This is a genomic window from Streptomyces sp. NBC_01232, from assembly GCF_035989885.1.
In the GTDB taxonomy this organism is placed as follows: domain Bacteria; phylum Actinomycetota; class Actinomycetes; order Streptomycetales; family Streptomycetaceae; genus Streptomyces.
The window spans coordinates 7,472,553-7,485,892 of record NZ_CP108518.1 but is presented as its reverse complement, the minus strand read 5'-3'; the positions used below and the strand labels follow the sequence as shown (position 1 = coordinate 7,485,892).

Here is a 13,340-nt window from a genome sequence, read left to right as displayed (position 1 = left end):
GCGGCCGCAGTCACCGCGGCCGGTCGCGGCGACCCGGAGCCGCCGACCCGAGCCGTGCTGTCGGTCCGGCACGTCACGCGATATCAGGCGGGGGCTCGTCGGCTTACCCGTCTCTGGGTCTGTAGGCCGAACGGCCTTGCCCGGCCGACCGGACGTCCCGGTTTCTCGGGTGGTGTCGGTACCAGTGGCGCCGTGGCGGGGTCCGGACGGCTCTGCCCGGGAGCGGCCGCCGGCAGACAGGCTGGAAGGGATCGAGGAGGAGTTCTCATGAGCGGTCTCAAGACCAGCCGGACAGCCGACGTTCAGGTCCGCAACCGAGGGCAGGTGCCCGATGGCGCGGACGCGTACGCCCAGGGAAAGATGCTCGCGGTGATCGGCCACGTGCGCGGACCCGTGCTGACCGTGCGGGTGAAGCTCACGCAAGCCGTCAACACTTCGGCAAACCGCCCGGCCACGGCTCAGGCCGTGGTGGACGTCAACGGCCGGATGGTTCGTGCCCACGTGGCCGCGAACAGCATATTCGAAGCGGTCGACCTCCTGCAGGAGCGCCTGGCTGCCCGGCTCACCCGGCCACGGCGGTATGCGGCGGGCGGCCCCCACCGCAACGGCACGCCCAGCCGGACATCGCGGGACGGCGCAGGGCACGACCACCGTCCGCACCGGCATCACGTTCGCGCCGAAGAGCGCCGGATCGTGCGGCACAAGTGCTTCAGCCTGGTCCACCAGACACCTGAGGACGCCGTGATCGACCTGGAAGCCATGGACCACGACTTCTGGCTCTTCACGGACCTGGCCTCCGGGCGCGACAGCGTCGTCTACCGCGACATCCGTACCGGGCGGCATCGCATGGCTTCGCTGGGACCTCTGAGTCAGGAACGGAAGGTCGACGGTCTGCTCGGCGTGAGCACGGTTCCCGTGCCGACGAGCAGTGTGACCGAGGCCGTTTCACGGTTGCACCTCACCGGGCTGCCCTTCGTCTTCTTCAACGACACGGCCACCGGCCGGGGCTGCGTCCTCTACCACCGCTACGACGGCCACTACGGGCTGATCACTCCGTCCCGGTAACACGTTCCAGGCGACGCCGCGCGCCCGGCCGCCGGTCCCCGGACCAGTGCCGCAAACCACCCGAAGACCCCTCACCCGGAGGAATCATGTCACGTACCGTTATCGCCGCTGTGGACGGCTCGGCCGAGTCGCTGGCCGCCGCGGACTGGGCCGCCCACGAGGCGCACATGCGCCGTCTGCCCCTGCACCTCTTGCACGTCTGGCAGGACTGGTCACGGGCTTTCGCCCACGCCCCGTTCACCGGCCTGGACACCACGCCCTGTGAGGGGGCGACCGCCGCACAGCACTACGCCGAGCAGGTCACCCACGACGCGTCCGACCGGCTGCGGGCGGCGTACCCCGGCCTGGAGATCAGCGTCGAGCAGGTGCACGGCCGCCCCGCGGAGGTGTTGCTGTCCGCCGCAGAGAAGGCGGAAGTCCTGGTCGTGGGTTCACGAGGGCTGGGTGGCCTGGCCGGCTTCCTGACCGGATCGGTGTCCCTGCCTGTCATCGCGCACGCCGAGCGTCCGGTCGTCGCCGTACGGGCCGGGGAACGGGCCGAGTGTGAACCGCTCCCCGGGACGGGCGACCACGGGGACCGCAAGGGGCAGTGCCTCGACGTGGTGCTCGGCCTCGACCTCTCCAGGCCGTGCGACGAGCTGCTCGCGTACGCCTTCGAAGCCGCCGCTGCCCGAGCGGCCACCCTGCGGGTCGTGCACGGCTGGAGCGTACCGGTGGTCGAAGGGTACGACCCTGCGGCGGCCGACCCCGGCCACGGCGTCGCGCTGGGACTGCGCCGGGCAAGCGCGCTCACCGACGTACTGCGGTCGTGGCGCGGCAAGTTCCCCCAGGTCGAGGTCAAGGAGCAGTGCCTGGTGGGACGGCCCGCGGGCCACCTTGTGGAAGCGTCGAAGGAAGCCTCGCTGCTGATCGTCGGACGGCGCATACGCCGGGCGGCGGTCGGAGCGCACATCGGCCCGGTCACCCACGCAGTGCTGCACCACGCCACGACGCCCGTGGCGGTCGTCCCTCATCTCTGATCGTCGCGAGCCTCACCGAGGACGGATACACCCCGGCTGCGGTCCCCCGACGGACGCCGTCGCCCCTTGACACCAGGAGCCCTCGTCGCGCAGCTGCGCGACGAGGGCTCCTGGTGTGCTGCGACCGCAGTGGTCGGTGCGTTGCTTGTCGTACCGGGTGGAAAAGACGGAAGCCACCGCGGCGAGGGGCGCGATGGGGCGGTCGGTCCGGGTCCACAGGCCGGCCGGGAAGGACCGTTGCGGCAGTTCCCGCCCGTCCCCACCACCTCAACCAAAGCGTCCGTGCAGGCCTTGCCCGCCCGCCTGCGCCGACGCAACTCTCAGGCCTGCCAACCCCGATGGGTGGCCGCCCGACGCCGCGAGCGTATCTGCATCAGCAGCCGCAGTGAGACGGCCATCCGGTGGGGCGAGCGCCCCACCAGTGCCCCGTCGGCGCTGTCGCACCGCCAGTCCACAGCGAGGATGGGAATCACGCCCGTGCAGTTGCTCCGATGGCCGGCAGTCCGGGCATGAGTCCCCACGTCCCTGAGCGGCCACGGACACCATGCCCTGCCGGAGCTCACGGTCGCGGCTCAGAGGAGCGCCCTGGGCCCTGTTTGGCGCCGTCCGGCGGAGCCCACAGGTCCGCCTCGTGCTGGGCACACGACGGTGGCCGGCTGGTCGGTGTCCCGACCAGCCGGCCACTGGCCTGCCCCGTAGCGATTCAGCGCACTGCCGCACCGAGTGCGAGGAATCCGGCGACGGCCACCAGCAGAGCACCCATCAGTGGTGCCATGAAGCGCAGGTACCGGTCGTAGCGGATCTTGGCAAGGGCGAGGCCTCCCATGACGACGGCTGAGGTGGGCGTAACGAGGTTCACCCATCCGGAAGCCGACTGGTACGCGGTCACCACCAGGGCTCGGCTCACTCCGGCGAAGTCGGCCAGGGGGGCGAGGATGGGCATGGCGAGCGCCGCGTGGCCGGACGAGGAGGGGACGAAGAAGGCCAGCGGGAGGTTCACCGCGAACATCAGTACGGCGAACACGCCGGAGGATGTGTCGGCCACCGCGCTCTGCAGGACGTCGAGGATGGTGTCGGTGACACTGGCGTTGTTCATGATCACCGTGACTCCCCGGGCCAGCATGACGATCAACGCCGCTCCGATGAAGTCCCCTGCGCCGGCGGTGACGGCGTCCACCGTGCCCTTCTCCCCCAGACCGCCGATCAGCCCCACGGCGACCGCCGCGACGATGAACAGGGCGGCGAGTTCGGGGAAGTACCAGCCGAGGGTGGGCAGGAAGGTGACGTGCAGATCTGACCAGGGCACGACGGCGAAGATCATGAAGAGGAAGGTGGCGGCGAAGAGGCACAGGACGGTGCGCTGGCGGCTCGTGAGCTTCGCCACGTCGCTGCCCTCGGCCTTGATGCGGAGGTCGTCCTCGGTGAGGGGTGTCAGCGACCGGGAGGGGTCCTCGGTGACGCGGCGGGCGTAGCGCACGACGTATGCGGCTGCCAGCGCGGTCAGACAGGCCCACATCACCAGTCGCAGGACGATCCCCTCTCCCGTGCCGATGCCGGCGCTGTCGGAGGCCACCCCGGTGGCGAAGGGGTTGACGGTCGAGGCAAGGGTGCCGACCCCGGCTCCCACCATGACGACCGTCGCGGCGACCATGCGGTCGTAGCCCAGGCCGAGCATCAGGGGGATCATCAGCCCGTAGAAGCCGAGGGTTTCCTCGGCCATGCCGTACGTGGTCCCGCCGAGGGAGAACACCGTCAGCAGGACCACGAGGAGCAGGGTCCTGCGGTGGTGCAGTCGCTGCGCGAGGCGTGCCACTCCCGCCGTGAGTGCCCCGGTGCGCATCGTGACGGTGATGAACGCGCCCACGGCCAGGATGAAGAGGAACACGCCGGCCGCGCCCGCGAAGGAGCCGGTCCCGCCGGGTGCGGTGAGGCCGGTCCCGGCGTCGGTGACGCCGTACAGCCCGTTGACCGGGGCGAGGAACAGGTCTTTGAGCCGCTCCCAGAATCCGGTGGTCAGTTCTACGGAGTGGTAGGTGCCCGGTACGGGGCTGCCGTCCTTGATGTCGTAGCGGCCGGCGGGGATGACGAACGTCAGGGCCCAGACTGCGACGGTGACGGCGATCAGGACGGTGAAGGCGGACGGGAACCGAAGCCGCCGCCGCGGGGCGTCGGGCGCGCCGGAGTCCGTTCTCGCCCGGGCCGGCTGCGGGGATGCGGGTGCGCTCTGCAGAGTCATGTCAGGTCCTGTGTTACGTCGTGGCGGCTTCGCGGTAGCTGCCGCTGGGAGTGACGACGGTGCCGGTGGCTCCGTCGAGGATGGCTCGGGCGTCCTCGAGAGCGCCGATGGCCGCCATGCCGCCGGTGAGCTCGACGAACCGGCACACGGCGTCGACCTTGGGGCCCATGGATCCGGCGGGGAACTGCTGGGCTCTCAGGACCGCGGGCGTGGTCCGTCCGATGGGCTCGGCACCGGGGGTGCCGTAGCCGAGCGAGACGTGGGGAACGTCCGTGAGCAGCAGGAGCGCGTCGGCGTCGAGCGCCTCGGCCAGGAGGGCGGCGGTGAGGTCCTTGTCCACCACGGCTTCGACGCCGGTCAGCTGCCCCTGTTCGTCACGGATCACCGGTACGCCGCCGCCTCCGGCGCACACGGCCACCGCTCCCGAGTTGAGCAGCAGCCGGATGAGCCGGGTCTCCACGACGCGTTGTGGACGGGGGGACGGTACGACGCGTCGCCAGTGGGCGCCGTCCTGCTTGACCGTCCAGCCGCGTTCGGCGGCCAGTCGCTCCGCTTCGGTCCGGTCGTAGACCGGGCCCACGAATTTGGCCGGGTCGGTGAAGGCGGGGTCGGCCGCGGAGACGAGGGTCTGGTTGAGCAGGGCGCAGACCTGCCGTTCGGGCAGGGCGTTCTGCAGGGACTGGAGCAGCCAGTAGCCGATCATGCCCTGGGTCTCCGCGCCGAGGACGTCGAAGGGGTAGGGGTTGCTCAGGGAGCGGTCGGCGGCGCTCTGGAGAGCGAGCACGCCGACCTGAGGTCCGTTGCCGTGGGTGATGACGAGTTCGTGCTCGTGCGCGAGGGGGGCGAGCGCGGACACGGCAGCGCGGATGTTGGCGAGCTGCACGGCGGCGTCCGGCCGCTCCTCGCGGCGGAGCAGGGCGTTGCCGCCCAATGCGACGACTACACGCATGACGTGTTCTCCGGAGGTCGAGGGGACGCCGGTTCAGTCGCCGAGGGTGGCGACGAGGACGGCCTTGATGGTGTGGAGCCGGTTCTCGGCCTGGTCGAACACGATGGAGTGCGAGGACTCGAACACCTCCTCGGTGACCTCCAGTGCGGTCATGCCGGTCCGCGCAGCGATCTTGGCGCCGACGGTGGTGTCGCTGTTGTGGAAGGCCGGAAGGCAGTGCATGAACTTGACCGCCGGGTTGCCCGTCGCCTCCAGGGTCTTCGCTGTCACCTGGTACGGCTTGAGCAGGGCTATGCGCTCGTCCCACATCTCCGGCGGCTCTCCCATGGAGAGCCACACGTCGGTGTAGACGAAGTCGACGCCGGCCACGCCTTCGGTCACGTCCTCGGTCAGGGTGATCCGCGCGCCGCTGACGGCCGCCGCCCGCCGCGCCTGGTCAACGACATCGGAGGCGTTGTGCAGGAATCGCGGGCCGACCATGCGTACGTCCATGCCGAGCATCGCCGCGACGATCAGCAGGGAATTGCCGACGTTGTTCCTGGCGTCGCCCAGGTAGGCGAAGGACACCTGGTTCAGCGGTTTGTCGGTGTGCTCCCACATGGTGAGCACGTCGGCGAGCGACTGGGTGGGGTGCCACTGGTCCGTCAGGCCGTTCCAGACCGGAACGCCAGCGTGCTGGGCCAGCTCCTCCACCAGGCGCTGGTCGCTGCCCCGGTATTCGATCCCGTCGTAATAGCGGCCGAGGACGCGTGCGGTGTCCTTGATGGACTCCTTGTGTCCGAGCTGGGAGCCGGCCGGATCGAGGTACGTCACGTGCGCGCCCTGCTGGTGCGCGGCCACTTCGAAGGCGCATCGGGTCCTCGTCGACGTCTTCTCGAAGATGACGGCGATGTTCTTTCCGCGCAGCCGCTGCTCCTCGCGTCCCTCGCGGCGGGCCGTCTTGATGGAGGCGGAGAGTTCCAGCAGGTGGCGGAACTCCTCGGGAGTGAAGTCGAGTTCCTTTACGAACGGGCGCTGGTGCAGGTCGTCGTGCATGGCGGGCTCCTTGATGCGTACGGGGTGTGTGCGGCGGGCGGATGACGGGGACGCGGGGGCGCGGGAGGGGTGGTCAGGCGGCCTCGCGCTCGATGGGGCAGGTCATGCACCGCGGGCCGCCACGACCCCGGCCGAGTTCGCTGCCTCGCACGGTGATCACCTCGATGCCGCTCTTGCGCAGGTGGGTGTTGGTGGTCACGTTGCGCTCGTAGGCGACGACCACGCCGGGCTCCACGGCCAGCACGTTGCAGCCGTCGTCCCACTGCTCCCGCTCGGCGGACCGCAGGTCCTGGCTCGGGGTGAGGACGTTGATGGACGGCAGACCCAGCGCGTCGGCGATGGCCCGGTCCATGTCCTCGAGGGCGTGGTCGGTGACCCTCAGCCCCTCCCCGCCGGTCCCCGGTTCGATCGTGGAGGAAGGCAGCATGCCGAGGCCTGCGTATCGGGTGAAGGTGTCGCCGCTGACCATCGTCATGACCGTGTCGAGGTGCATGAAGCTGCGGCTCTTCGGCAGGCTGACGGCCACGACCCGCTGAGCGGAACCCGCCGCGAACATGCGCAGGGCGAGATTCTCCACGGCCTGAGGCGTGGTGCGCTCGCTCATGCCGACGAGCACCGCGCCGTTGCCGATGACCAGGACGTCGCCGCCCTCGATGGTGGCGGGATAGGCCGCCTGCCCGTCGGCCCACCGGTGGAACTCCCCCTTCGCGAAGAGGGGGTGGTGCTGGTAGAGGGCTTCGAAGTGAACCGTTTCACGACGCCGTGCCCGCTTGTTCATCGGGTTGACACTCACGCCGTCGTACACCCAGCACGAGGTGTCGCGGGTGAACAGATGGTTGGGCAGCGGCGCGAGGAGGAAGTCGTCGGGCGCCATGGCGTGCAGTCGTACGCTCGGTATCGGGCCCGTGCGCTCGAGCAGTTCCGCCTTGGTGACGCCGCCGATGAGGCAGGCGGTCAGGGCGGCCGGCTCCAGGGAGTCGAAGTGCGTGCGGAGCCGGTCGGTGCCGAGGATGCCGAACTCGCGTTCGTCGAAGACCCGGTCCAGCACGAGCTGCCGCGCCTCGATGCCGTCCAACGTCTCGGTGAGCAGGTCCGCCAGGAGGTGCACGCGCACTCCGCGGTCCCGCAGGACGTCGGCGAACGCGTCGTGCTCGTCGCGGGCGCGCTTGGCCCACAGCACCTCGTCGAAGAGGAGCTCGTCCTTGTTGGTGGGTGTGAGGCGTGTCAGTTCGCGGTCGGGGCGGTGCAGGATGACCTGCTTCAGCCGGCCGGTCTCGGAGTCGACGTGAAACGTCATGGGGTCCCCCGGAGGTGAGACGGAAGGTGCGCTCGACGGGCGCCGTAATGGGATGTGCGCCCGGCCGGGCGTCTTCTCGGGGCGCCTCGGGGAGCACTTGAACTCTGTCACTCGCGCCCCCTCATGCCCGGCGGCAACAGTCCCTGGTGACGGGCCGGTCGGCACTCTCCGGGAGGTCCCGTTCGGTCGCTTCGCAGGGCCCTTCGGCCCTGTATGGCGACGGTCTGGAACCGAACGCGGCGGGGCGAGGGACACCCGCGGTCAGAGGTCTGCGTGCGGCCGGTGCCCGGCACGTACAGCCGACGACCTCCACGACCGCCCCGCCGAACCGGTCCACGGCGGCACAGACGTCGAGAGCACCCTGAGGGTCTTCGCCAGCGTCGAAGTCGGCAGCGCGATCCGGACTTCTTGCAGCCAGGTGACCATCCAGCCGCTACATCGTTGGGCCACGTGAGGACTCCAGGTAGCCCGGAACAAACTGCTCGGGCAGGCCAGCACCCATCCGGTGCCGTCGGCCTCGGCATCCCACGAGACGCCCCGGCAATGGGAACTCACCCTCGCAATTCCACGGCGCACAAGCGGGCGCCGTAACAATTCGGCAAATTGCGCGATACATGGAGAGGTCTCATGGATACCAAACCCTGCGACGGCTGGGTTCATACACTGAGTGAGCAAACTCTGTGCTTCACCGGCAAAGTCCTGATGGATGGCGAATGGGTCATCCGAAAGGACTGCGAGGAGATGATCCGGCAGTTCGGCGCGAATTCCAAGCCGGACTTCTCCCGCAAGATCACTGTCGTCGTCCACGGCGATCTCGCCAGTCAACTCGTAACCGACTCGCACCGGGAGTACAGCAGGAAACTCGTCCTCGCCGCCCGGGAACGCGAGCAAGGACATCACGTATGCGTGGTGGACGGGGACGGATTCGTCGACTTGATCGATGGATGTCCGGCGCCCTGCAGAGAGTTGCAACGGGCTCAGGGCACGGACGACGGCGTCTTCGTCCTTTCCCGTTCCGGAGACGGGATCCTGGGCGGCCCCCTTCACCAGCGCGAGGTCGGGCAGCACGAGCCCGGTGCCCTGTCGCTCGACCTCGATCACCTCGACAGGGGTACCAGGGCTCACGAGGCAACGATCGCCGCACTCATCGAGCACGTGGCCCGCCAGCAGGTGGAGGCGCGTGGGCACGCGCGCAATGCCCCACGATTCGAGGCCGGTTGGTCACGTGACGATGACGTCTTCATTGCCGAGGTGAAGAGCTTGACCGGCGCGAATGAAGATCAGCAGATTCGTCTGGGGATCGGGCAGGTCCTCGACTACGCCCATCAGCTGCGACTCGGGCGCACCGGCGATCGGGTATGTCCCGTCCTGGTACTGGAGAAGCGACCGACTGAACCGAGATGGACCTCGCTCACGGAAGCGAGCGGAATCCTGCTCACATGGGCTCCCGGCTTCGCCGGATGCTGAGCCAAAGACTCCGCCCCCGCCATACGCAGCAGCCCCGGCGCAGGTGGCACACGATCTCGGAGACGACCCGAACCACCCGGCATGCGCTCCCCAGCCCAGTCACGAGCAGGTGCCGGGCGGCCCTCTTCGGGGCAGCAGGTCCTGCTCATTCCGCCTCGTACCCTGCCCTGCGGCTCCAGGCCCGATAGGCCTCCAGAGCCGTGGGCAGGGTGGGATAGATACGGTCGGCGCCCACCGAGGCGGTCAGGCCGTAGGCGTCCAGGTCCTTGCGGAGTTCCTGTTTGACCCTGGCCAGGGCGAGGACGATACCCCGGTCCGCGAGTTCCTGACGGAGGGCGTCCACGGCGTCCAGCGCCGTGATGTCCACCTCCACGTTCGCCTCGGTGTTGAGGACGAACCATCGCGTCGGAGAGTTCTGATCGTCGACCGCTGCCAGGGCACGACGGCGGAAGTTCTCCGTGTTGGCGAAGAACAGCGGCGAGTCGTAGCGGTAGATCAGCAGCCCCGGAACCGTCCGCGCCGTCGGGTAGTCGTCCACGTCGTGCATGCCGGCGAGCCCGGGCACCATGCCTTCCACGGCGTCGTGCGGGCGGGCCACCCGGGCCAGCAGCTCGACCACGGACAGGGTCACGGCGACGAGGACGCCGGACAGGATGCCGAGGGCCAGAACCCCCCAGGAGACATCCGAGTGCCAGGAGCAGTTCGCGTCGGCGGAAGGCCGCGAGGCGCCGGAACTCGCCCACTTCGACGAGCCGGACGGCGGCATACACGACGATGGCGCCGAGGACGGCGCTCGGCGTGTGCGCGAGGAGTGGCCCCGGGAAGAGGAGGACCAGCACGACCGCGAATGCGGCGAACAGGGAGTAGGCCTGGCTCCGTGCCTTCGCCGCCTGGGCCAGGGCAGTGCGGCTGGCGCTGCTGCTGACGGGGAACCCTTGCATGAGGCCCGCCCCCAGGTTCGCCGCCCCCAGGGCCAACAGCTCGCGATTGGGGTCCAGCGGGAGCGGATCACCCCGGTCGGCGAAGGCCCGGGCGGTGAGGATCACGTCCGAGTAGCCGACGAGGAGGACGCCCAGCGCCGGGATCACCAGCTGCGGCAGGTCACCGAGGGACGGCAGTGCGGGCACCGGCAGCCCGGAGGGTACGGAGCCGATCACGGCGATCCCGTACCGCTCGTCCAGCCCGAAGGCCGCCACCAGGGCTGTGGCGGAGACAAGCGCGAGCAGGGGACGCGGAACCAGCCGCCAGTACCCCGGTGCCACCAGGAGCAGGACGAGGACGACAGCGCCCAGGCAGACGGTCGGCCAGTGGACGTGGGAGATGTCGAGGGCGAAGGTGCGCAGCTGCGCGAAGAATCCCGAACCAGTGGCTCGTACCCCGGTGAGCCGGGGCAGCTGGTCGACGATCATGATCAGTGCGACACCGGCGAGGTAGCCGACGAGCACGGGCCGCGTGAGCAGGTCGGCGAGGAAGCCGAGGCGCACGGCCCAGGCAACCAGGGACACCAGACCGACGACCACGGCGAGGGCCGCCGCGAGCACCGCGTACCGGCCCGGGTCCCCTCCGGCGAGCGGCCCCACAGCGACGGCCACGGGTCGGCGTCTGCCGCGCTTCAGTCCTTCCCCAGCGTGGACGCATGGTCGGGGACGGCGTTCTGGAGGTCCTTGGGAGGTCGCTGGTATCCCGTGGAGGGAGGACGGGGCGGCAGGGTGAGCGAAGGCAGGGTCACGTCCGCGTAGGGAAGCGAGGACAGCAGGTGGGCGATCATGTTGAGTCTCGCGCTGCGCTTGTCGTCGCTCTCGACCACGTACCAGGGGGCGTCCACCGTGTCGGTGTGGACGAGCATTTCGTCCTTGGCCCGCGAGTACACCTCCCAGCGCGTGAGGGACTCCAGGTCCATCGGGGAGAGCTTCCAGCGCCGCAGCGGGTCCTGCGCCCGGGCGCGGAACCGCTCCTCCTGCACTGCGTCACTGACGGAGAACCAGTACTTGCGGAGCAGGATCCCGTCTTCGACGAGCATGTGCTCGAAGAGCGGACACTGGCGCAGGAAGAGCCGGTGTTCCGCCGGTGTGCAGAAGCCCATGACGTGCTCGACTCCGGCGCGGTTGTACCAGCTGCGGTCGAACAGGACGATCTCGCCGGCGGCGGGCAGGTGCTCCACGTAGCGCTGGAAGTACCACTGGCTGCGCTCCCGCTCCGTCGGCGTGGGCAGGGCCGCGATGCGTGCGACACGGGGGTTGAGGTGCTCCGTGACACGCTTGATCGTGCCTCCCTTGCCCGCCGCGTCGCGGCCCTCGAAGACGACCACGAGCCGGGCGCCCTCCGCACGCACCCACTCCTGGAGTTTGATCAGCTCCGTCTGAAGCCGCAGCAGCTCGTCCTCGTAGACCGCCTTCTTCAAGCCCATGGTGTCTCCTCCCCGTCGTCGTCCGGCGCTTCGGTCAAAGTCAGTCACGGCGGGCATCCGCGCGCAACGACGCCCATCGGGCCCGGGCGTGTCGATACGCTGGCCGTGGATCGGGCAACCGAGCGAACCGTCGGAGGGGAAGCACGTGGGTGTGAGGGATCCGTTGACCCGGGTACCGCGGATGCGGCTGGACGAACTGCTGGACGAACTCCAGGTGCGCATCGACGAAGTACGCGGCACCCGCGACCGGGTGCACAGCCTCCTGGAGGCCGTGGTGTCGGTGGGGCGGGAGCTGGATCTCGCCCAGGTGCTCCGGCGGATCGTGGAGGCGGCCGCGCTGCTCGTCGACGCCGAATACGGCGCGCTGGGAGTGATCGGCCCCGACGGCCGCACGCTCTCGCAGTTCCTGACCGTGGGGCTCACGGATGAGGAGATCGCCGAGATCGGTCCCCTGCCGGCCGGCCACGGCCTGCTCGGGGAGGTCATCCACCACCCGGAGCCGCTGCGCCTGACGGATCTCGGCGCGCACTCCTCTTCCCACGGCTTTCCGGCTCATCACCCACCCATGCGCACCTTCCTCGGTGTGCCGATCCGGGTCCGCGACGAGGTGTTCGGGAATCTCTACCTGACCGACAAGCGCGGCGGGATCGACTTCGACACCGAGGACGAGACGGTGATCTCCACCCTCTCGGTGGCGGCGGGTGTCGCCATCGACAACGCGCGGCTCTACGAGGGCTCTCAGCGCCAGCAGCGGTGGCTCAGGGCCAATGCGGAGATCACCGAGAGCCTGCTGTCCGGCAGCTCCCGCCCGGCGGTACTGGAGCTCATCGCCCGCCGCGCACAAGAGATCACCGCGGCACACCTCGCTGACATCGCCATGCCCGTGGCCGGTATCGACGGCCTCGTCGTGGAGTTCGCGGCCGATGCGGACGGAGCCGAGCGACAAGGTCTCGTCGTCCCCTTCGCGGGCACGCTCGCAGGAGCGGCGCACCTGGCCGGCAAGCCCGTCACGGCGGTGCAGGCCTGGGCCGACGAACGCTATCCCGCCGAGGCCCAGGTGCAGGAGGGGCTGGGGCCCGCAGTGGCGGTCCCGTTGGGCACCGCGGGCGGCGAGAGCAGGGGCGTCCTGCTGCTTGCGCGCGCGGCGGGAGAGCCGGCGTTCGGCGAGGGAGAGCTGGAGCCGCTCGTCGCCTTCGCAGGTCAGGCCGCACTCGCTTTGGAGCTGGCGGAGCGGCGCCGGGACGCCGAGCAGATAGCACTGCTGGAGGAGCGCGACCGGATCGCCCGTGACCTGCACGACCTGGCGATCCAGCGGCTCTTCGCCACCGGTATGACCTTGCAGAGCGCTGCCCGGCTGGTCGAGCACGACGGGGCCGCCGAACGGGTCGGCCGGGCGGTCGACGACCTGGACGAAACCATCAAGATCATCCGGTCGACGATCTTCGGGCTGCGCACCAAGGACCGCGAGAGCGGCCCCGGCCTGCGGGCACGCGCCGCCCGCGCCGTCGGCGACGCGGCCACCACCCTCGGCCATCCGCCACGCCTGAGCATGGAGGGCCTCCTCGACACCGACGTACCTGCACAGATCGCCGACCACATCATGGCTGTTCTGGGCGAGCTGCTCAGCAACGCCGCCCGCCACGCACAGGCGACCCGGGTCGGTGTGACCCTCAAGGCCGGCCAGGGCGAGATCGTGCTGACCGTCTCGGACAACGGAACGGGCATTCCGGCCCAAGGCCGCAGAAGCGGCCTGCTCAACCTCGACGAGCGGGCACAGAGCCTGGGCGGGTCCTTCACCCACGAAACTCCGGATGAGGGGGGTACAAAGCTCGTCTGGCGGGCACCCCTCCCCACCGGGGGCTGAG

9 protein-coding genes and 1 pseudogene are annotated in these 13,340 nt (G+C 69.8%); 4 read left to right on the top strand and 6 right to left on the bottom strand.

Going from position 1 to position 13,340, the window contains the following annotated elements; all coding sequences use genetic code 11:
• The first annotated feature begins 267 nt into the window (after positions 1-267).
• Both OG444_RS34505 and OG444_RS34500 read left to right on the top strand, forming a co-directional pair.
• Positions 268-1,065, top strand: a complete 798-nt coding sequence (locus tag OG444_RS34505; RefSeq protein ID WP_327265800.1) for a sigma 54 modulation/S30EA ribosomal C-terminal domain-containing protein — start codon at positions 268-270, stop codon at positions 1,063-1,065.
• 86 nt (positions 1,066-1,151) lie between these two features.
• Positions 1,152-2,084 carry a universal stress protein gene (locus tag OG444_RS34500; RefSeq protein WP_327265799.1) on the top strand — a complete coding sequence of 311 codons (933 nt, stop codon included), beginning with the start codon at positions 1,152-1,154 and terminating at the stop codon, positions 2,082-2,084.
• A gap of 703 nt (positions 2,085-2,787) precedes the next feature.
• On the opposite strand, the gene OG444_RS34495 is transcribed toward OG444_RS34500, so the two are convergent.
• The 4 genes from OG444_RS34495 to OG444_RS34480 form a co-directional block, all read right to left on the bottom strand.
• A complete protein-coding gene (locus OG444_RS34495; RefSeq protein ID WP_327265798.1) occupies positions 2,788-4,320 on the bottom strand; it encodes a YfcC family protein in 1,533 nt (510 codons plus the stop codon).
• Positions 4,321-4,333: 13 nt separating this feature from the next.
• Positions 4,334-5,269, bottom strand: coding sequence for a carbamate kinase (gene arcC, locus OG444_RS34490; RefSeq protein WP_327265797.1), 936 nt, complete (start codon positions 5,267-5,269; stop codon positions 4,334-4,336).
• A gap of 33 nt (positions 5,270-5,302) precedes the next feature.
• Complete coding sequence (argF, locus tag OG444_RS34485; RefSeq protein WP_327265796.1) at positions 5,303-6,304, bottom strand: ornithine carbamoyltransferase; 1,002 nt, start codon at positions 6,302-6,304, stop codon at positions 5,303-5,305.
• 73 nt (positions 6,305-6,377) lie between these two features.
• On the bottom strand, positions 6,378-7,601 hold the full coding sequence (locus OG444_RS34480) for an arginine deiminase (RefSeq protein ID WP_033223236.1): 1,224 nt from the start codon (positions 7,599-7,601) through the stop codon (positions 6,378-6,380).
• 627 nt (positions 7,602-8,228) lie between these two features.
• Between OG444_RS34480 and OG444_RS34475 the strand changes: the two genes are divergently transcribed.
• On the top strand, positions 8,229-9,068 hold the full coding sequence (locus OG444_RS34475; protein ID WP_327265795.1) for a hypothetical protein: 840 nt from the start codon (positions 8,229-8,231) through the stop codon (positions 9,066-9,068).
• 145 nt (positions 9,069-9,213) lie between these two features.
• Here OG444_RS34475 and OG444_RS34470 read toward each other — a convergent pair.
• Both OG444_RS34470 and ppk2 read right to left on the bottom strand, forming a co-directional pair.
• Positions 9,214-10,657: pseudogene (locus OG444_RS34470) on the bottom strand (SulP family inorganic anion transporter); the annotation flags it as partial.
• 23 nt (positions 10,658-10,680) lie between these two features.
• A complete protein-coding gene (gene ppk2 / locus OG444_RS34465) occupies positions 10,681-11,475 on the bottom strand; it encodes a polyphosphate kinase 2 (protein WP_327265794.1) in 795 nt (264 codons plus the stop codon).
• Between the two features lie 145 nt (positions 11,476-11,620).
• Here ppk2 and OG444_RS34460 point away from each other — a divergent pair, with 145 nt between their 5' ends.
• Positions 11,621-13,339, top strand: a complete 1,719-nt coding sequence (locus OG444_RS34460; RefSeq protein WP_442810692.1) for a GAF domain-containing protein — start codon at positions 11,621-11,623, stop codon at positions 13,337-13,339.
• Position 13,340: the final 1 nt, after the last annotated feature.

What these genes read in the sequence shown, in the direction of transcription:
- OG444_RS34505 (WP_327265800.1), top strand. Translation starts at nt 268, where the DNA reads ATGAGCGGTCTCAAGACCAGCCGGACAGCCGACGTTCAGGTCCGCAAC.
- OG444_RS34500 (WP_327265799.1), top strand. Translation starts at nt 1,152, where the DNA reads ATGTCACGTACCGTTATCGCCGCTGTGGACGGCTCGGCCGAGTCGCTG.
- OG444_RS34495 (WP_327265798.1), bottom strand. Translation starts at nt 4,320, where the DNA reads ATGACTCTGCAGAGCGCACCCGCATCCCCGCAGCCGGCCCGGGCGAGA.
- arcC (WP_327265797.1), bottom strand. Translation starts at nt 5,269, where the DNA reads ATGCGTGTAGTCGTCGCATTGGGCGGCAACGCCCTGCTCCGCCGCGAG.
- argF (WP_327265796.1), bottom strand. Translation starts at nt 6,304, where the DNA reads ATGCACGACGACCTGCACCAGCGCCCGTTCGTAAAGGAACTCGACTTC.
- OG444_RS34480 (WP_033223236.1), bottom strand. Translation starts at nt 7,601, where the DNA reads ATGACGTTTCACGTCGACTCCGAGACCGGCCGGCTGAAGCAGGTCATC.
- OG444_RS34475 (WP_327265795.1), top strand. Translation starts at nt 8,229, where the DNA reads ATGGATACCAAACCCTGCGACGGCTGGGTTCATACACTGAGTGAGCAA.
- ppk2 (WP_327265794.1), bottom strand. Translation starts at nt 11,475, where the DNA reads ATGGGCTTGAAGAAGGCGGTCTACGAGGACGAGCTGCTGCGGCTTCAG.